This is a genomic window from Nocardia sp. NPDC051929 (assembly GCF_044548645.1).
Lineage (GTDB): Bacteria > Actinomycetota > Actinomycetes > Mycobacteriales > Mycobacteriaceae > Nocardia > Nocardia sichangensis.
Window position 1 is genome coordinate 179,665 of sequence record NZ_JBIUCG010000009.1, and the last position, 18,108, is coordinate 197,772.

The following is an 18,108-nucleotide window of genomic DNA, read 5'->3' on the forward strand; positions in this document are numbered from 1 at the left end:
CCGTGCCAACGCGGCCGTCCGCGCGTTGTGAGCTACCCAGTAATCGACTCGGCGCCACGGCGTTCGCCGTCCAGCCCCCTATCGTCTGCGCAACAGCCAGTGAGGTCGAGAGGCAGTTTCGGATGGTCGGCACGCGCGAGAAGTTGGAGCAGTTGCGGGGCACCCTCGCGATCGCCGAGGAGCCTGCCGGTGCGTCCGGCATCGCGAAACGACAGAACAAAGGCATCCCCAGCGCCCGCGAGCGGGTGCGATCGCTGCTCGACCCGGGAACGTTCGTCGAGATCGGCGCACTCGCGCGCACGCCGGGAGCGCCGGACGCGAAGTACGGCGACGGAGTGGTCACCGGGCACGGTCGCATCGACGGGCGGCCGGTCGTGGTCATCGCGCACGACCAGACGGTCTACGGCGGCTCGGTCGGCGAGATGTTCGGCCGGAAGGTCGCCCACATCCTGAAGTTCGCCTTCGAGAAGGCGTGCCCGGTGGTGGCGATCAACGATTCCGGTGGCGCCCGGATCCAGGACGCGGTGACTTCGCTGGCCTGGTTCGCGCACATGAGCCGACGCCAGGAACGGCTGTCCGGGTTCGTTCCGCAGGTCTCCATCATGCTCGGCAAGTGCGCCGCCGGTTCGGTGTACGGCCCGGTGAACACCGACGTGCTCGTCGCTACCGAGAACTCCTACATGTTCGTCACCGGACCCGAGGTGATCAAGACGGTGACCGGCGAGGACGTGACCGCGGAGGAGTTGGGCGGCGCCCACGTGCAGGCGCGCAACGGCACGATCCATCACGTGACCGCCACCGAGCAGGAGGCGTTCGACTGGGCCCGCAAATACCTGAGTTACCTGCCGTCGAGCTGCTTGGAGCAGGCGCCGATCGTGAACCCGGGTCTGGAACCCGAGATCACCGCCACCGATCTCGAGCTCGAGTCGATCATCCCGGACTCCGACCGCGAGGGATACGACATGCACGAGATCCTGCTGCGCATCTTCGACGACGGCGATTTCCACGAGATCCGTTCGGCCACCGCGGCGAATCTGATCACCGGCTTCACGCGCGTGGACGGCCGCAGCGTGGGTGTCGTCGCCAACCAGCCGCTGGTTCTCGGCGGCGCGGTCGACGCGAAATGCTCTGACAAGGCAACGCATTTCATCAGGCTGTGCAATGCCTTCGGCATTCCCCTGGTGTTCGTGGTCGACACTCCCGGCGTGCTCCCCGGCGTGGAGGAGGAGCGCAACGGTGTCATCGTCCGCGGCGGTCGCGTGTTCCGCGCGATCATCGAGGCGACCGTGCCCATCATCAACGTGGTGGTGCGCAAGTCCTACGGCGGCGCGTACGGCTTCATGGCGTGCAAGCAACTCGGCGCCGACATCAGCCTCGCCTGGCCCACCGCCCGCATCGCGGTGATCGGTGCCGAGAGCGCGGTCGACATCGCGGGCAGGCGTCAGCTGTCACAGGTGCCGGAGGAGCAGCGCGCAGCCGTACGAGAGTTCATGATCGACCAGTACAACGCTACCGTGGCGACGCCGTGGATCGCGGCGGAACGCGGATACATCGACGCCGTCATCGAACCTTCCCGTACCCGGCTGGAAATACGGCACGCGCTGCAGCTCCTGCGGGACAAAGAGGCGGCTGCCGAACACAACCCGCGCAAGCACAGCCTGTACCCGATGTAGTAGCGGTTTCCCTGCCGCCGGGCCGGGTATGCGCCCGGATGGGAACGAAGGTCCGCGGTCGGAGGAGTTGCGGGCATGGACTGGTTCACCGCATCCGAATATTGGTTGAGCAGGCAGCTGCTGACTCGCGGTGTCGCAGCCGTCTATCTGATCGGCTTCGTGGTCGCCGCCCGCCAATTCCGGGCGCTGATCGGGGAGCACGGCATGCTGCCCGTGCCGCGCTGGCTGGCCCGGCGCTCCTTCCGGCGCACGCCGAGCATTTTCCATGTCCACTATTCCGACCGGTTCTTCGCCGTCGTGTCGTGGTTCGGTGCGGCGTTGGCCGCGGCGATGGTGGCCGGCGCCGCCGATCTGGTGCCGCTATGGGCAGCGATGCTGATGTGGGCGCTGTTGTGGGTGCTCTACCTGTCGATCGTCAACGTGGGGCAGGACTGGTACGCGTTCGGGTGGGAGTCACTACTGCTGGAATGCGGGTTCCTGGTGATCTTCCTCGGCAACGACCGCACCGCGCCGCCGGTGCTGGTGCTGTGGCTCGCCCGCTGGTTGCTGTTCCGGGTGGAGTTCGGCGCCGGACTGATCAAACTGCGCGGTGACCGGTGCTGGCGCGATCTGACCTGCCTGTATTACCACCACGAGACGCAGCCGATGCCGGGGCCGCTGAGCTGGTTCTTCCACCATTTGCCCAAGCCGCTGCACCGGGCGGAGGTACTGGGCAACCACTTCGCGCAGCTCGTCGTGCCCTTCGGGTTGTTCGCGCCGCAGCCGGTGGCGAGTATCGCCGCGGCCGTCGTCGTCGTCACCCAGCTGTGGCTGGTGCTGTCGGGCAATTTCGCCTGGCTGAACTGGCTGACGATCGTTCTCGCGTGCAGCGCCGTGAGTGGGTCCGCGGCCTCGGCGGTGCTCCCGGTGCCCGCAGCGCCGTCGCTGCCGGGACCGCCGGCGTGGTTCACCGGCCTGGTCATCGCGTTCGCTGCGTCGGTGGTCTTCCTGAGTTACCGTCCCGCCCGCAATCTGATCTCGAGTCATCAGGCCATGAACCGGTCGTTCGACCCCTATCATTTGGTCAACACCTACGGAGCGTTCGGCAGTATCGGCCGCACCCGTTACGAGGTGGTCGTGGAAGGCACCGACGAGCCGGCCGTCACCGACCGGACGCGGTGGAAGGAATACGAGTTCAAGGGCAAGCCCGGTGATCCGCGCCGGCTCCCGCGCCAATGGGCCCCGTACCATCTGCGGCTGGACTGGCTCATGTGGTTCGCCGCCGCCTCACCGCGTTACGCGCAGTCGTGGCTGGGCCCCTTCTTGACACGACTGCTGGAAAACGACGCGGCCACGCTGCGACTGCTACGGAACAATCCGTTCCCGCAGGCCGCACCGCGCTTCGTCCGGGCGCAACTGTATCTCTACCGCTTCACCACACCTCGCGAATTGGCTCGCACCCGAGCGTGGTGGGACCGCACGCTGGTGACCCGATACGTTCCGCCCCTCTCACTGGATGACCTGCATTACCGCAGCCGTTCCGGTCGGCAATGACGCGTTGGTCGGCTCCACCGCGGGCCGAGAATCCATGCCGGACAACGGCTTGCGCTCGAAGCACAGGCCGGGGGTGGCATTCGCCACAACGGGCGTGGCGACGATCGACGGAGAAACCGGGTATGCGCCCGAATGACGCAATCGACCGAAGGAGGATGTCATGTCCATCTCGGCCTCGCGCTCGCAGTATCGCGCCGCCCGACGCGGCGGCAGCGGCTATCCCGGCACGGAGCTGCCCGTCGAATGGACCATCGCGGCATGGGTTTTGGTGTTGACGGTGCTGAGCCTCGCGCTGGCGCTCCTGTAGGAACGCCACCCGGCGAAGAGCGGGGACCAGCTGAAGGCCCGCTTCGCTGGAGCAGGAAGCTCAGCATTGCACTCACCTACGCGGGAGCTGAGCGGCATCGTGCGCTCGAGAATACTGGCGGTGCGCTACCGATGCGGCGAAAAGTTCTGCACCGCGGCAGGGTGAGTGGACGAGGAGAAGGAGTTCGATCCGTTGGAGGAAATACTACGGCCGCTCATCGTGCTTCTCGGTACGGTGGCCATCACCGTGACGGCCGGTCTGCTGTTCGATCGCTTACTGCGTTACAGCGCCCGTAGACGCCCGGGCAACCAACTTCCCACTCTATTGCGCCGGGTGCAATTGCCTGTGCAGGTGTTGCTCGGCGCGATGGCCTTGCATGCCACCTACCCGTTGGCCCACCTGGATTTGCGCCAAGACGAGATGATCAGGACCGTCCTGGCGACGGCGGCGATCATGGCAGCGGCATGGGGCGTCATCCGTGCCGCCGACGCGGTCGCGGAGAACACGCTGCGCTCGTATGCCCGGCGCACCCAGGACATCATGCGGGTTCGGCAACTGCGCACCCAGCTCGGCCTGGTGCGCCGGATCGTCACCTCGGTCCTGGTGGTCACGACCGCCGCCGTCGTGATCCTGCTGCTGGTGCCGAGCCTGCGGACCCTGGGCACCTCGCTGCTGGCCTCGGCGGGGGTGATCGGCATCATCGCCGGTGTCGCCGCCCAGTCGACACTGAGCAACCTGATCGCCGGATTGCAGATCGCGTTCGGGGACTCGGTCAAGATCGGGGACACCGTTGTGGTGGAGGGAGAGTGGGGCATCGTAGAGGAGATCACCCTCGCATTCCTCACCGTCCGGATCTGGGACGACCGCAGACTGACCATGCCGGTCTCCTACTTCAACAACAAGCCGTACGAGAACTGGTCGCGTGGCGGGCCGCAGATCACCGGTACGGTTTTCCTGTACCTGGACCACAGCACACCGGTGCCGCTTTTGCGTGAGCACTTGCAGGAGTATCTGCGAACGCGCGCGGATTGGGACGGTCGCGCCTGGGGTCTGCAGGTCACCGACAGCACGCCGACGAACATCGTGGTGCGCGCGACGATGTCGGCCGCCGACGCCGACGACGTGTGGAACCTGCGCTGCGCGGTCCGTGAGGAAATGCTCGACTGGCTCGGCCGCAACCACCCCTACGCCCTGCCCAAGATCTCCACCGCGATCACCGAGACCGCCACCGATCGTCATCTGGCGCTGGCGGGCGACCGCGGCGACTGAGCTACCGTCACCGACACGTTGCTGGCGATCGACCCGGGCGGATGTTTCATCGAACCGGTGACCCTGGAAGTGCTGACCGCGACCAGGCGCTGAGGCGAGTGCGCACCGTGGGAAGCCGGCGTTCGGAGTGCGGTGCGCCGAGAGGTCAGCGGTTCGGAACGGTGTGCAGCGTTACCCCGCTCAGCCGCCCGGACTGTATCCGCGCGGTGAGATAGGTGTGTTCCGGTTGGCGGCGGCGGTCGGTGGGCGAGCCGGGATTGAGCAAGCGCAACCCGCTGTCCGCGACGCTGTCCCACGGAATGTGGCTGTGGCCGAAGACGAGTACGTCGGTATCCGGGAAGTCCCGGGCGCAGCGTTCCTCCCGGCCCTTCGCGGGTCCGGTTTCGTGCACCACCGCCAGCCGGAGTCCGTCGAGTTCGGCGCGGGCGACCTCGGGCAGCCGCGTACGCAGCTCCGGACCGTCATTGTTGCCGTAGACACCGACGAGGCGCGCGCTACGTGCCTCCAGGCGGTCCAGCAAGGCGGCCTCCACCCAGTCGCCCGCGTGTACGACCACGTCGGCGGCGTCGACCTCGCGCCAGAGCAACTCCGGCAGATCCCGCGCACGCTTGGGCACGTGCGTATCGGAGATGATGAGCAACCGCATGGTGACCGGTCTACCACGGTTGCGGCGGAGCGCCGATTGTCCCGGTCATGGGGCAGACGACATGGCAGATTGCTTGTGTGATATCTATCACACCCCCTCGGGCTGCCCGGTCGAGATTGGACCTCCGGTCGTGGGTATGCCGGGCGTGACGGTGACGCAGTACAGCGCACCGGTGCGACAGTTTCCATCGCGTTGTCCGGGAGGGCTTGTGTCTTCGATGCTTTCGTTTCTCATGCTCATGCTGATGCTGCCGGGGATGGCGACCGTCGCTGCGTATGTGACGGTGGCGATCAGTGTGTGGCTCGAGGAGCGTCGCGACGCCGCCGACCCCGCGGTTCGGGTCGAAGCGCGCCGCTCGTAGGCCGCGGCCGGTCCGAAATCAGGGCCGGCCTATGCGCGTCACCGGCGCAACCAGCGCGTTACCCCCCGGCGGCGAGGTGCGGCCCTCCAGTCGAGACCGGTGGCGGTCGCGAAGGCGGCGGCGTCGGCGGAGGTGGTCGTCTTCGGGTGATTCCGTGCCCATGCCGTGAAACGGGCGGTGAAGTCACCCTCGCACGCGTGCACCAGCAGCGGGAAACGGCGTGCCACCTCGCCGGCGCGCTTGCGCAACAGCGCCTCCGCCGCGGCGCCGACGGCCTCGGCATCGAATCCGGGCGGCACCGTGGCTCCCGCGACGAGCGCACGCACCAGCGCTGCTTGCCGCTGGGCCAGCGTCGCGTCGTCAGGCGGCCGCGCCGGTCGGGACGCGGCGCTCACGCCAGTACCGCCCTGGCGCCCGCGGTGATCGGCGGGCGGTCGACGGCGGCCGCGATGGCGTCCAGTTCATCGAGCAATTCGGCCGCGAGCGGATAGTTGCCGTCGCGCTCCAGCATGATCGGCGCCGGACGATGCGCGGTGTATTCCGCCACGAGCGCGAGAACTTCGCCGGGAACCGGGTCGGTGTGGGTGTCGTGATAGCGGCCGCCGGATTCGTGACCGCCCGCGACGTGGCAATACGCCACGTGTTCGGCGGGCAGGCGAAGGAGCTCGGCGAGCGGGTCGCGACCGCGGTTGCGGGCGTTCGCGTAGACGTTCGCGAGATCGAGCAGCAGCCATACCCCGGTGCGTTCGACGAGTTCGGACAGGAATTCCGCTTCGGTGTATTCGTCGTCGGGCCAGTCGAACAGCGTCGCGATGTTCTCAACCGCGAGCGGGACGTCGAGCGCCGCCTGGGTTCGGGCGATATTGCGGGTGAGTGCGTCCAGCGCTTCGCGGGTCCGCGGTACCGGTAGCAGGTGACCTGCCTCCAGGCCGCCCGCGCGTACGAAAGCGATGTGCTCGCTCACCAGCGGAGCCGCCACCGCCGCCGCGCAGGCCGCCAAATGCTCGACGCGATGGCCCGCGACCGGCTCCGCGCCGCCGAGCGACAGCGAGATGCCGTGCGGCACCACGGAGACGCCGCGCGTCCGCAGAGCGGCCAGTTCCTCGGGGACGGCGAGCTGCCCGGCGTGGCGGGGGTCCCGGGGTAACGACTCCGCGATGACCTCGCAGAATCCGAGCCCCGCCAAGGCGGCTATCACCCCGCAGATCTCGGGTCGCCAGCCGATACCGAGCGCGTCCGGTGGCAGCGGGCCGGGGCGCTCATCCACCGCAACCGCCGCAGCCGCCGCCACAGCCGCCGCCACATCCGCCTCCGTCCCCGCCACTGTCCCCGCCACTGTCGCCCCCGCCGTCCCCACCGCCCGACGCGCTCGGCGGCGCGACTGCCTGGGCAAGTCCGGGATCGAGCGCGACGAGCGCACCGATGCCGAAAACAGCTGCCGCGAGTGCCGCGCTCTCGGCGCCATAGGTCGCGTAGGAAGGCGAATTGCTCGGCCGCAGATACCGATTGCGCTCCGACGCGGCGTCCCGGGCACGCACACCCAGCGCGGTGAGCCGGGGCTTGCGCACCACCAACCAATAGCCGAGCGCCTGCGCGATCACCAGCACCACCAGCACCCCGACCGGGTTCCCGTGCGAAGCGCCCGCGATGATCCGCACCACGCCGAGCGCGCCGGTGAGGAGAAGCGGCATGCCCGCGTCACGCAGACCGTGGCGCAGGTCGGGCCCGGGGAAGTACCCGAGGTCAACCATCCTGGTGCGCAGCGCGTCGAGCGACCCGCCGACGATCGCGCCGACGGTCTTGCGCTGCCCCGCCGCCAGCCGGTCGTACACCGACACGGTGAACGGATCCAGCTGCCCACGCTCCTGCGCGGTGAGTGCGCGAACCGGCGCGGCGCCAGAATCGATCGCGTCGACGCCGCGCAACCGCGCCATCGCCGCGAGTACGGCGTTCTGGTCGCCGTACAGCATTCCCAGCTCGGGCGAGGTCAATTCCGCGCCCGGCGCGGCGACCGCGTCGGTTTCCGGATCCGCGCCCGTCACCCGCGATCGCAGCCAGATCCCCACGAACAGGGCCACCAGCACGAGCGGTATATAGACGGCGAGGAACTGCGGCCCGGAAATACCCCAGGTATCACCGGCAGCGACAAGTCCGTCCGAGCCCACCCCGATCACTTTCATCTCCCACCTCGGAATCGGTCCAACCTGCTCCAAGTATCGGGCCGCCGCGGCTCACACGCCACAGCGAATCGCCGTGGCGCGCATCGGCAGCGGTCGTGACCCGACGGCCCGGCTCACTTCACGCGGCCGAGGCCGAGTTGCTCGGCGAGCATCAGGGCGATCTCGGTCTCCAGCCGATTCACCGTCAACGATGACCGAGCACCTCCTCGGCCCTGCGTATCCGGTAATGGACGGTGTTCTTGTGGACGTGCATGCGCGCCGCGGCGTCGGTGAGGCTGCCGCGGGCCTCCAGATACGTCTGCACCGTCTCGCGCAGACGAGCGGTGGTCTCGTCGTCGCGCATGAGATCGCCGAGCACCCGGTGGACCCACGCTCTCGTGTCGGGCAGATGGTCGATGAGCAGGCTCGCCAGCGCCACCCGGGAGTGCACGGTCAGCGGACGACCGGGGTCGGCGAGCAACGCGAGGCCACGAGCGCGCTGGGCATCGCGGAAGGTCTGCCGGAACCCGGCCAGTCCGGGGCCGGGATCGCCGATCGCGACGCGAATTCCCGGGCGGCGGCGCAGTTCTCGCTCGAGCCGGTCGGCATCCAGTGACGGTTTGCCGACCGACGATATCCACGCCCAGCAGTTCTGCTCATCGACCAGGACCGTCAGCGGGTGTTTGCCGGTCGCGGTGGCGAGCATCGACGTACCGGCGCGCAGCAGTTCGATCGATGCCGCGCCGGGTTCGGGCACCCAGAGGACGGCGGCCATATGCCACCCCCGCAGCGAGGCGGACAACATCTCCTCCGCGGAGGCCACGTCGAGGTTCTCGGTGTCGAGCACCGCGCGGATCTGGGCCGCGCGGGTGGTGTCCGAGCGCGCGTCCCAGCGGCGTCGTTCGCTCTCGTAGATGTCGATGACACCTTCGATGACCTGGTCGATGTAGCTGTTGACCAGCACGGCGACCCGGCTGGTGGTCGCCAGGGCGAGATCGGCGGGTGTCTCGGCACGCCGGAGCGCGGCGATGGTCTGCTGCATGAACATGTGTTCGCCGAGGCGGTACGCGCGCAGCAGGGCCTCCAGGGACATCCCGTGCTGGGCGAACCGGCGAGCGTACTCGGCGGCGGCGGGCGGCACGGTGATGTCGTCGCGCGAGATGCTCAGCATGAGCATGTCGAGGATCGCGGTGAGGTTGGACGCGGTGCTGGCGATCATCAGCCGTCGCACTTCGTCGTCGTGGCGGAATTCCGGGATCACCTCGGCGAACATCGCGGTCATCTCGGCGGTCAGCCGGTCCAGATCGGCTTTGACGCGTCCGGCGACATCGCGGATGGTCGTGTCCACGTCAACGCTCATGCCGGGACCGTACCGGAACCGGCGCGGCGGCTCCGACGCATTCCGCTTTCTTTTGTGCCATCGGCACAAAGCCCGCCGAAAACTCTGGGATGCGGGCCCGTAGCCGGGTTCTCGCACCCGATCTAACTTGGATTGTAATCCCCGTCACCCCGAAGTAGGTGAGGACATAAGTGCAGCACGTTGTGGAAATTCCGGAGGTCAGGGCGACCTGGAATCCGTCCGGCCCCTGTATTGCGGACGACCGCGAGCAACTCGACAATCAGACTTTCGTGAAACGGGTACGTACGGCCGCAGCCGTCCTGTACGCGAATGGCGTTCGTGAAGGCGACGTCGTCGCGGTCGTATTGTCGAATCGACTCGAATTCGTCGTCATTCTTTTCGCGGCATGGCGGCTGGGTGCCGCGGTCAGCCCCGTGAAGCCGGATTCGACCGTCGAGGAGGTGCGTTATCAGGTCGAGGACTGCCGGGCGAAGGTGGTCGTGACCGAAGGCGGACGCGAAGGTGCGACGCTGGATGTGACCGAGGTGGCCGGACCGGGCGCCGAGGTCGCCGGGCCCGAATCGGCGCCGGTGGATCCAAGCGCCGCGGCGCTGATCATCTACACCAGTGGCACCACCGGACAGCCGAAGGGCGTCGTGCTCGACCACGCCAATATCGCCGCCATGTGCGCGATGCTGGTCGGGGCACTGGCATTGAACGACACCGACCACAGCTTGCTGATCCTGCCGCTGTTCCACGTCAACGGGATCGTGGTCAGCGTCCTGTCGCCGCTGCTCGCCGGTGGCCGGGCCACGATCGCGGGCCGATTCTCGGCTTCGGCGTTCTTCGGCATCGTGGAACGTGTTCGCCCGACCTATTTTTCGGGCGTTCCCGCGATCTACGCGATGCTCGTCGCGCAGCCGGAGAGTTCGGCGCCGGACACGTCGTCGTTGCGCCGTGCGATCTGCGGAGCCGCGCCGATGCCCGCGGAACTGATCGCGCGGTTCGAAACGCGTTTCGGTGTTCCGATCGTCGAAGGCTACGGACTGTCCGAGGGTACCTGCGCGTCGACGCTGAATCCGCCCGGCGGACCACGGAAGCCGGGCACGGTCGGGCGGCCACTGCCAGGGCAGACCGTGGCGATCATGGATGCCGACGGTCGGGTCGTGCCCGCCGGGACGAGCGGGGAAGTGGTCATCCGGGGTGCGAACGTGATGCGAGGCTATCTCGGCCGACCCGAGGCGACCGCGCACACGGTGGTCGACGGCTGGCTGCATACCGGTGACGTCGGCTATTTCGACCCGGACGGATACCTGGTGCTGGTCGACCGGATCAAGGACATGATCATCCGGGGTGGCGAGAACATCTATCCCAAGGAGATCGAGAACGTCCTGCACGCCCATCCCGCCGTTCTGGAAGCCGCGGTGGTGGGGGCGCCCGATCCGGTCCTCGGCGAGGTACCGGTCGCGCATGTGGTGACGATGCCCGGCGCGCGGGTCGATGCCGCGGATCTCGTCGAGCACTGCCGGAGAACTCTCGCCCGCGCGAAGGTTCCGGTGTCGATCGAACTCACCGAAGCGCTGCCACGGAATCCGGTCGGCAAAATCGACAAACGAAAGCTCCGCGCGCTGGTCGCCGACGCGATCGTCACCACCACATAGAAACAATCCGCTCGGCGGTGAGCGGAACTCCCATGATCCGAACCGCATTCGGCCGGGTCCTCGCATGCGCTTTATTCATCGGATAAGAAAGGTCCGAACAATGGGATTCAAAACAGCGGATTTCCCGCCCGTCGACGTGACGACGTTCCTCGATCAGCCGTTGCGGGAGCGGATGAGAACTTTGGCCCTGCATTGGGTCGAATTCGGTTTCGGCTCGCCGAGGATGATCCACACGATCTATCTGCTCAAGGTTCTGCTGGTCTCGGCGCTGGGCGGCGTCGCCGTGGCGACCTGGAGTTCCGGCGTCGGCCCGTTCTGGGATGTCGCGGCCTGGTGGAACGAGCCGATCGTCTACCAGAAGCTGGTGCTGTGGACCGTCTTGATCGAGGCGCTCGGCATCGCCGGGTCGTGGGGGCCGCTCGCGGGCAAGTTCAAGCCGATGACCGGCGGAATCATGTTCTACGCCCGCCCCGGCTCGATTCGCCTGCGGCCGTGGCGACGGGTGCCGTTCACCGGCGGTGACACCCGCACGGTGGCGGATGTGCTGCTGTACCTGGCGTTCCTCGGGACGCTCCTGGCGGCGATCGTGCTGCCCGGCGTGCCGAGCGCCTCGCTCAGCGCGGCGCTGCCGGACAACACCTCCGGCCTGGTGAATCCCGCGCTGCTCGTCGCTCCGATCGTGCTGTACGTACTGTGCGGCTTGCGGGACAAGACGATCTTCTTGACCGCGCGCGGCGAGCAGTACCTGCCCGCATTGGTGTTCTTCGCGGTGCTGCCGTTCGTCGACATGATCATCGCCGCCAAGTTGCTGATCTGCGCGGTGTGGATCGGGGCGGGCGTGTCCAAGTTCGGGCAGCACTTCACCAACGTGGTACCGCCGATGATCTCCAACAGCCCGGGCGTGCCCGCCAAGTGGATCAAGCGGCTGCACTACCGTGACTTCCCCAGGGACATCCGGCCGTCGAAGGTCGCCTCGTTCATGGCCCATGTCGGAGGCACGACCGTCGAGATCGTCACGCCGCTGGTGTTGCTGTTCTCCACCAACCACTGGCTGACCCTGGCCGGAGTGGTGCTGATGGTGGTCTTCCACGCGTTCATCACCTCGACGTTCCCGCTGGCGGTGCCGTTGGAGTGGAACGTCCTGTTCGCCTACCTGAGCATCTTCCTGTTCCTGGGCTTCCCCAACGGGGGCGGCTACGGTCTGGCCGACATCTCCTCGCCGTGGCTGGCCGTGGCGATCGTCGCGGCGCTGGTGTTCTTCCCGATCCTCGGTAATCTGCGCCCCGATCTGGTGTCGTTCCTGCCGTCGATGCGCCAGTACGCGGGCAACTGGGCCTCGGCCCTGTGGGCCTTCGCGCCCGGTGCGGAGGAGAAGCTGAACACCATCGCGCACCGGCCCACCGTGAACCAGATCGACCAGCTGCGTGCGATGGGTTACCCGCCCGAGGTCGCGGAGATCACCATGCAACAGACGATCGCGTGGCGCTCGATGCACAGCCAAGGCCGCGGCCTGTTCTCCCTGCTGTACACCCACATTCCCGACATCGATCGCTGGACCGTGCGGGAAGCGGAATTCGGCTGCAACTCGCTGATCGGGTTCAACTTCGGCGATGGTCACCTGCACAATCTGGACCTGATCGAGGCCGTGCAGTCCCGAGTGGGATTCGCTCCGGGAGAATGGATCGTGGTGTGGGTGGAATCGCAGCCGATCCACCGCGGCGTCCAGGAGTATCAGGTCATCGACGCGGCGCTCGGCGTCGTCGAACGCGGCACCTGGCGAGTGCGCGACGCGGTCGAGGCGCAGCCGTGGCTGCCCGACGGCCCGATCCCGCACGAGGTGACGTGGCGGCGCGCGGGCTACACCGTGCCGACGCCGCTGGAGGAATCGACTCGGGTGCTCGCGCCGCAGACGGTCGGCTGACGGTCGGCCACGAGGGACGGAGAGCGACATGAGCAGCGCAGTCGTGGTCGGCGGCGGCCCCAACGGTTTGGCCGCGGCCATCACCTTGGCCCGAGCCGGTTGGGACGTCACCGTGCTGGAGGCCGCCGACGAGATCGGGGGCGGCACTCGCACCGGCGAGGCGATCGTGCCCGGTCTGCTGCACGACCACTGCTCGGCCATCCACCCGATGGCGGTCGGCTCTCCTTTCCTGCGCGGTCTCGACCTGGAGCGCTACGGATTGACCTGGGCCTGGCCGGAGATCGACTGCGCCCATCCGCTCGACGACGGCACCGCGGGCGTGCTGCTGCGCTCGGTCGCGGAGACCGCGGCCGGGCTCGGCGGTGACGGCCGTGCGTGGCGACTGCTGTTCGAGCGGACGGCGGCGGGCTACGACCGGATGAGCCCCGACATCATGCGGCCACTGCTGCGTGTGCCGCGCCACCCGGTGCGGCTGGCGCGCTTCGGGATTCCCGCCGTGGTTCCGGCCACGCTGCTCGCCGGACTGTTCCGCACCGAGCAGGGGAGGGGGTTGTTCGGCGGCGTCGCCGCGCATGCCTTCCACCCGCTGCACCGGCCGCTCAGCGCGAGCATCGGCCTTGGCATCCTCACCGCGGGCCACGCCTACGGCTGGGCGGTCGCCGCGGGTGGATCGCAACGGATCACCGACGCCATGGCGGCGGCCCTCGGCGACCTCGGCGGAAAGATCGAAACGGGCGTGCGGGTGCGGTCGGTGTCCGATCTGCCGCCGGCGGAACTGACCATGTGGGACCTGGCGCCGACCGCGGTCGCGGAGATCCTCGGCGACCGCCTGCCGCCTCGAATCCGGAAGTCGTATCAAGACTTTCGTTACGGCCCGGGTGCCTGCAAAGTCGACTTCGCGGTGCACGGCGGCGTGCCGTGGACGGCGGAGGCGGCGCGCCGGGCGGGGACGGTGCACCTCGGCGGCACGTTCGCCGAGATCGCCGCCACCGAACGCGAGATCCATCGCGGTCGCATGCCCGAACGACCTTTCGTACTGGTGGGGCAGCAATATCTCGCCGATCCGCAACGTTCGGCGGGCGACATCCATCCGATCTGGGCATACGCTCATGTCCCGCACGGCTATCCCGGCGACGCCACGGCGGAGATCACCGCCCAGATCGAACGCTTCGCCCCCGGTTTTCGCGACCGCATAGTCGGAACCAGCGTGCGCAGCGCGGCGGAATTCGCCGAATACAACCCCAACTATGTGGGCGGCAACATTATGACCGGCGCGAAGGACATCACACAGCTGCTGTTCGGTCCGCGTAGGACCCTGCAGCCCTATGACGTAGGCGTGCCGGGTCACTACCTGTGCTCGGCGGCCACACCGCCGGGCCCAGGGGCGCACGGGATGTGCGGCGTGAATGCCGCGCAGCGGGCGCTCCGGCGTTGACGAGCCCGGCCATCGTCTCGATCCTCGCCCTGGCCTGACGCTGCCGCGGCGACACCACCGGCTGGTCCGGGGTGACCAGCGGTTTCCCGCTGGATCACCCGGGCAATCGGTCACCATGGATGCGGAAAACACCAATGCAGCAGACACGTCGTCGAGCAGCGCACAGCGTTTCGGCCGAGTCACGGCGGATGATCTACGCCGGTTGCTGGCCACCGGCCAACCGGACGCGTACCTGGTCCTCGAGGAGGGGCAGATCAGAATCGAAGGTGCCTTCGGGTCCGAGCCGCAAGGAATGCTCATCCTGTCGCGGGCCGAACTGGCCGCCCGGATCGGAGAGGACCCGGACGCCGCCGCACTGACCGAGACCGCCGCCGAACTGGACACCGAAGTTCGTCTCCGGGGTGCCTGAAACGTCGGCGGCCCGTGCGGCCGGCTATGGATCTGCCGGAAATCGCTTTGCACGGTCACGTGCCGGATGGCCACGATATCGGTATGAGCATCGAACCGTGCTCGGCGCTCGCACCGGGCGTCGTGCCACCGGAACGGATCGAACTGGACGAGCTGCTGTTACGGCGATGGCAGCCGGAGGACCTGCTGCCGCGACTCGAGGCGATCAACGCCTCGTTCGACGAGATCCACCCCTGGATGGACTGGCTCGCCGAACCGGCGACACTGGAGAGTCAACGCGCTTTCGGCCGGGAGACGGACGAGAGCTGGCCCAGCGCCGCGGGCAGTTTCAACTTCGGCATCTTCGCCGCCGACGGCAGCGTGCTCGGCGCGGTCGGTCTGCACGATCGGCTCGGCTCGCGAGCTGTGGAGATCGGCGCTGCCGGGCGTCGATCGTGTCGAGATCCACTGTGACGAGGCGAATGTCCGCAGTGCCGCGGTAGCCCGGCGGCTCGGCTACCGGCTGGACCGGATCGAGCCACGCGAAAAGCGTGCGCCCGCGGAGTCCGGTCGTGGGATGTACTGGGTCAAGGAGCGATGATCAGCCGCCGGTTCGCTCAGCCGGTGGCAACCGGGGCGGCGACAGGCCCGGCGGGTTCGTGGACATCCGGGCCGAGGTCAGTTGCGTAGAGTCCGGCGATTTCGGTGGCGTATTTCTCGGCGATCACCCGGCGCTTGAGTTTCATCGTAAGGGTGACTTCGTCGCCGCCCGCTTCCCAGAAGGTGGGCAAGACGCGGAACCGCTTGACTTGCTCCACCCGCGAGAGCTTCGCATTGCCTGCGGCGATGCCTGCGGCGATCTGCTCGATGACGCCGGCGTCGGCCGACAAGGCCGCTGCCGAGCAATCGGGCAGGTCGTGCCGCTCGGCGTACGGTCCGGCGGTTTCGGCATCGAGGACGAGGAGCGCGGTGTTGTAGGGGCGGCCGTCGCCGATCACCGCGATCGCCCCGATCAGCGGTGTCGCCGCCTTGATCGCGTTCTCGATGTTGGTGGGGGACATGTTCTTCCCGGCGGAGTTGATGATCAACTCCTTCTTGCGGTCCACGACCCTCAGATATCCGGCGTCATCGATGGTGATCACGTCGCCGGTGCTCAGCCAGCCCTCGGAGTCGACGGCCTCGGCGGTCTTGCCGGGCTCACCGCGATAGCCCTTCATCACGAGCGGGCCGCGGACGTGGAGTTCACCGTCGTCGGCGATCCTGGCCCGCATGCCGGGCAACAGTTTGCCCACGGTGCCGAGCCTGGCGTCGCCGGGGTGGCTGACGCTGCAGATGCAGGTGAGTTCGGACATGCCCCAGATCTCGGCGATCGGGATCCCGAGCCCGGCGAAGAATCCGAGCGTTTCGGCGGGGATCGGCGCGGCGCCGGACATCGCCCAGCGGACGCGGTCTAAACCGAGTTTCGCGCGCAGCCCGGACAGGACGAGTCGATCGGCGCGTGCCCACTCGGCGGCGACGGATTCGGGGACCGGCTCCCCGGCCAATTGATGAGCGCTGCGCTGGGCGGCGACCGCCAACGCCCACCGCAACGCGGCCTGGCGCTGCTCGCCGGGCTCGTTGGCGACCGCGAATTCGATTGCCGCTTTGAGCTTTTCCCATACCCGGGGCACGGCGCCCCAGATCGTGGGGTGCAGGTCGGCCAAGGCGGCGCTGATCCCCGTCGGATCGGCGACGCAGGTCACCTGGGTGCCGAAGACCTCCTGGAAGTACAGCGCGGTCAGCCGGTCGGCGATGTGCGCGGTGGGCATGTAGGACGTGATGGTGTCCCCGAATCGGATGCCCAGCACCTGATCGACGGCGTAGCACTCGAACATCAGGTTCGCGTGCGTGGTCTCCACCCCTTTGGGATCGCCGGTGGTGCCCGACGTGTAGATCAGCGTCGCGACGTCATCGGGCTGGACCGCGCGCCACGCGGCGTCGAAGTCGAAGTCTCGCTCACCCGCGGCGATGACGTCAGCGACCGACAAAGTGCCCTCCGGGGCGTCGTCGACGCATACGATGTGCTCGAGTTCGACGCCGCTCGCGCGGACTTGTTCGACATATCCGGGCTCGCAGATCAGCACGCGCACACCGGCGTTGCCCAGAACGTACGCGATCTGCTCCGGCGACGCGGTGTTGTACACGGAGAAACTGGTGGCGCCGAGATGCTGCGCCCCGACCTCCAGCGGATAGAACTCGATGCGGTTGGACATCATCAGGGCCACCGTGTCGCCGCGCCGGACGCCCAGTCCCGACAGCCCGGCGGCGATCAGACGGACCCGCGTCGCGTACTCGCGCCAGGTGAGGGTGGCGGCGTCGCCGGGAGTGCGGAGCGCGACCGCGTCGGGATCGACGGCCGCGTTGTGCTGGAAGGCGGCGGGGAGCGTGTCGAAGCGTGGAGTGCTCACGAAAGGGATTCCTTCGGGTCGGACGGCGCATGCTGCGGCCGGACCGTGCTGAGTGGAGATGCGATGGGCGACCTGGAGCCGTCGTGACCGGCATACGGCGACGGTGTCGTGCGCGCTTCGACCCTGCGCAGCAGGTCGTGCACGCGGCGGTCGTGAGCGAGTGCGCTGTCGAGCACGACATTGACCGCCCCGCGCAGCAGCGCGTAGGGCTCCCACCCTGCCGGTGCGATGGTGCGCGCGGCGCGACGCTCGATGCCGTCCGCGATGGTCCCGGCCGCTTGCGCCGCCGAGATGCGCGTGTTCAACGGCCACGGCAGCAGGTCGTCCAGCTCACGGCCGAGTTCGTCGTGATCGAGGGTGTCGTGGGTCATCCGGGTGTCGACGATGCCGAAATAGGCGATGCCCGCCGAAGCGCCGAACGGCGCCAGTTCTACACGCAACGCCCGACCCAGCTGTTCGACCGCGGCTTTGCTGATCATGTACGGGGCTCCCGCCATGCCGGGAGCGAACGCCGCGCACGACGACACCACGACCACATGACCTTCGGCGGCGACGACGTGATCGAGCGCCGGGCGCACGGTGTTGAACACACCGGTGAGGTTGATGTCCATCACCCGGTCGAAGTCCTGCCCGTCGAGCGTGCGCACCGTCGCCGGGCGGGGCACCACGCCCGCATTGGCCACCACCACGTCCAAGCGGCCGAAATGATCGGCGGCCCGGTCGACGACCGCCCGCATCGCCGAGCGGTCGGCGACGTCGGCGGCGATGGCGAGGGTTCGATCGCCCAATCCGGCGGCTGCCGCGTCGACCGCATCCCGGTCGAGATCGACCAGCACGACCGAGGCCTGCTTGTGGTGCAGCAGCGCGGCCAGTTCGCCGCCGATGCCGCGCCCCGCGCCGGTGATCAGCACGACCCTGCCCGCGACCGAATATCCGCGCCGCCCCCTGGCGATCCGGAGCATGTCGCCGA

The 18,108-nt window shown here is 68.1% G+C and carries 17 protein-coding genes; 10 read left to right on the forward strand and 7 right to left on the reverse strand.

Annotation, left to right across the window (positions count from 1 at the left end):
• The first annotated feature begins 122 nt into the window (after positions 1–122).
• The 4 genes from ACIHAX_RS13870 to ACIHAX_RS13885 all read left to right on the forward strand — a co-directional run bounded on the left by ACIHAX_RS13870 (position 123) and on the right by ACIHAX_RS13885 (position 4,782).
• On the forward strand, positions 123–1,673 hold the full coding sequence (locus ACIHAX_RS13870) for an acyl-CoA carboxylase subunit beta (protein WP_355075377.1): 1,551 nt from the start codon (positions 123–125) through the stop codon (positions 1,671–1,673).
• A 75-nt stretch (positions 1,674–1,748) separates the two neighbouring features.
• Positions 1,749–3,206 (forward strand): lipase maturation factor family protein, encoded by a 1,458-nt coding sequence (locus tag ACIHAX_RS13875; RefSeq protein ID WP_397277625.1) that lies wholly within the window; start codon positions 1,749–1,751, stop codon positions 3,204–3,206.
• Positions 3,207–3,366: 160 nt separating this feature from the next.
• Positions 3,367–3,513, forward strand: a complete 147-nt coding sequence (locus ACIHAX_RS13880) for a hypothetical protein (RefSeq protein ID WP_355075381.1) — start codon at positions 3,367–3,369, stop codon at positions 3,511–3,513.
• 165 nt (positions 3,514–3,678) lie between these two features.
• On the forward strand, positions 3,679–4,782 hold the full coding sequence (locus ACIHAX_RS13885; protein WP_397277627.1) for a mechanosensitive ion channel family protein: 1,104 nt from the start codon (positions 3,679–3,681) through the stop codon (positions 4,780–4,782).
• Between the two features lie 145 nt (positions 4,783–4,927).
• On the opposite strand, the gene ACIHAX_RS13890 is transcribed toward ACIHAX_RS13885, so the two are convergent.
• A complete protein-coding gene (locus tag ACIHAX_RS13890) occupies positions 4,928–5,428 on the reverse strand; it encodes a metallophosphoesterase family protein (protein ID WP_397277629.1) in 501 nt (166 codons plus the stop codon).
• 208 nt (positions 5,429–5,636) lie between these two features.
• Here ACIHAX_RS13890 and ACIHAX_RS13895 point away from each other — a divergent pair, with 208 nt between their 5' ends.
• The gene (locus tag ACIHAX_RS13895; protein ID WP_355075386.1) at positions 5,637–5,789 is read left to right on the forward strand and encodes a hypothetical protein; all 153 of its coding nucleotides are present in this window, start codon (positions 5,637–5,639) and stop codon (positions 5,787–5,789) included.
• A gap of 38 nt (positions 5,790–5,827) precedes the next feature.
• Here ACIHAX_RS13895 and ACIHAX_RS13900 read toward each other — a convergent pair whose 3' ends face one another.
• From ACIHAX_RS13900 to ACIHAX_RS13915, 4 genes are all read right to left on the reverse strand, one after another.
• On the reverse strand, positions 5,828–6,184 hold the full coding sequence (locus ACIHAX_RS13900) for a hypothetical protein (RefSeq protein WP_355075388.1): 357 nt from the start codon (positions 6,182–6,184) through the stop codon (positions 5,828–5,830).
• Positions 6,181–7,035: a DUF692 domain-containing protein gene (locus tag ACIHAX_RS13905; RefSeq protein ID WP_397277748.1), complete on the reverse strand. Its 855-nt coding sequence runs from the start codon at positions 7,033–7,035 to the stop codon at positions 6,181–6,183. Before ACIHAX_RS13905 ends, ACIHAX_RS13900 begins: the two co-directional genes overlap by 4 nt.
• Before the next feature lie 13 nt (positions 7,036–7,048).
• Positions 7,049–7,969: a TIGR04222 domain-containing membrane protein gene (locus tag ACIHAX_RS13910; RefSeq protein ID WP_397277631.1), complete on the reverse strand. Its 921-nt coding sequence runs from the start codon at positions 7,967–7,969 to the stop codon at positions 7,049–7,051.
• 184 nt (positions 7,970–8,153) lie between these two features.
• The gene (locus ACIHAX_RS13915) at positions 8,154–9,308 is read right to left on the reverse strand and encodes a PucR family transcriptional regulator (RefSeq protein WP_397277633.1); all 1,155 of its coding nucleotides are present in this window, start codon (positions 9,306–9,308) and stop codon (positions 8,154–8,156) included.
• 170 nt (positions 9,309–9,478) lie between these two features.
• Between ACIHAX_RS13915 and ACIHAX_RS13920 the strand changes: the two genes are divergently transcribed.
• From ACIHAX_RS13920 to ACIHAX_RS13940, 5 genes are all read left to right on the forward strand, one after another.
• Positions 9,479–10,948, forward strand: coding sequence for a class I adenylate-forming enzyme family protein (locus ACIHAX_RS13920; protein WP_397277635.1), 1,470 nt, complete (start codon positions 9,479–9,481; stop codon positions 10,946–10,948).
• 100 nt (positions 10,949–11,048) lie between these two features.
• Entirely contained in the window at positions 11,049–12,869 is a 1,821-nt protein-coding gene (locus tag ACIHAX_RS13925) for a DUF3556 domain-containing protein (protein ID WP_379253734.1), read from the forward strand.
• 28 nt (positions 12,870–12,897) lie between these two features.
• On the forward strand, positions 12,898–14,304 hold the full coding sequence (locus ACIHAX_RS13930) for a phytoene desaturase family protein (protein WP_397277637.1): 1,407 nt from the start codon (positions 12,898–12,900) through the stop codon (positions 14,302–14,304).
• On the forward strand, positions 14,276–14,713 hold the full coding sequence (locus tag ACIHAX_RS13935; protein WP_397277639.1) for a hypothetical protein: 438 nt from the start codon (positions 14,276–14,278) through the stop codon (positions 14,711–14,713). The genes ACIHAX_RS13930 and ACIHAX_RS13935 overlap by 29 nt, the downstream gene beginning before the upstream one ends.
• Before the next feature lie 83 nt (positions 14,714–14,796).
• Positions 14,797–15,165, forward strand: a complete 369-nt coding sequence (locus tag ACIHAX_RS13940; protein WP_364436830.1) for a GNAT family N-acetyltransferase — start codon at positions 14,797–14,799, stop codon at positions 15,163–15,165.
• A 143-nt stretch (positions 15,166–15,308) separates the two neighbouring features.
• Here ACIHAX_RS13940 and fadD11 read toward each other — a convergent pair whose 3' ends face one another.
• Both fadD11 and ACIHAX_RS13950 read right to left on the reverse strand, forming a co-directional pair.
• Positions 15,309–17,138, reverse strand: a complete 1,830-nt coding sequence (fadD11, locus tag ACIHAX_RS13945; protein WP_397277641.1) for a fatty acid--CoA ligase FadD11 — start codon at positions 17,136–17,138, stop codon at positions 15,309–15,311.
• Entirely contained in the window at positions 17,135–18,100 is a 966-nt protein-coding gene (locus tag ACIHAX_RS13950) for a short-chain dehydrogenase/reductase (RefSeq protein ID WP_397277750.1), read from the reverse strand. Before ACIHAX_RS13950 ends, fadD11 begins: the two co-directional genes overlap by 4 nt.
• Positions 18,101–18,108 lie beyond the last annotated feature (8 nt).

Bases quoted from the DNA above. Each gene is read 5' to 3' on its own strand.
- ACIHAX_RS13940 (WP_364436830.1), top strand. From the start codon at position 14,797: ATGAGCATCGAACCGTGCTCGGCGCTCGCACCGGGCGTCGTGCCACCG.
- ACIHAX_RS13880 (WP_355075381.1), top strand. From the start codon at position 3,367: ATGTCCATCTCGGCCTCGCGCTCGCAGTATCGCGCCGCCCGACGCGGC.
- ACIHAX_RS13910 (WP_397277631.1), bottom strand. From the start codon at position 7,969: ATGAAAGTGATCGGGGTGGGCTCGGACGGACTTGTCGCTGCCGGTGAT.
- ACIHAX_RS13925 (WP_379253734.1), top strand. From the start codon at position 11,049: ATGGGATTCAAAACAGCGGATTTCCCGCCCGTCGACGTGACGACGTTC.
- ACIHAX_RS13930 (WP_397277637.1), top strand. From the start codon at position 12,898: ATGAGCAGCGCAGTCGTGGTCGGCGGCGGCCCCAACGGTTTGGCCGCG.
- ACIHAX_RS13875 (WP_397277625.1), top strand. From the start codon at position 1,749: ATGGACTGGTTCACCGCATCCGAATATTGGTTGAGCAGGCAGCTGCTG.
- ACIHAX_RS13935 (WP_397277639.1), top strand. From the start codon at position 14,276: ATGCCGCGCAGCGGGCGCTCCGGCGTTGACGAGCCCGGCCATCGTCTC.
- ACIHAX_RS13870 (WP_355075377.1), top strand. From the start codon at position 123: ATGGTCGGCACGCGCGAGAAGTTGGAGCAGTTGCGGGGCACCCTCGCG.
- ACIHAX_RS13915 (WP_397277633.1), bottom strand. From the start codon at position 9,308: ATGAGCGTTGACGTGGACACGACCATCCGCGATGTCGCCGGACGCGTC.
- ACIHAX_RS13950 (WP_397277750.1), bottom strand. From the start codon at position 18,100: ATGCTCCGGATCGCCAGGGGGCGGCGCGGATATTCGGTCGCGGGCAGG.
- ACIHAX_RS13890 (WP_397277629.1), bottom strand. From the start codon at position 5,428: ATGCGGTTGCTCATCATCTCCGATACGCACGTGCCCAAGCGTGCGCGG.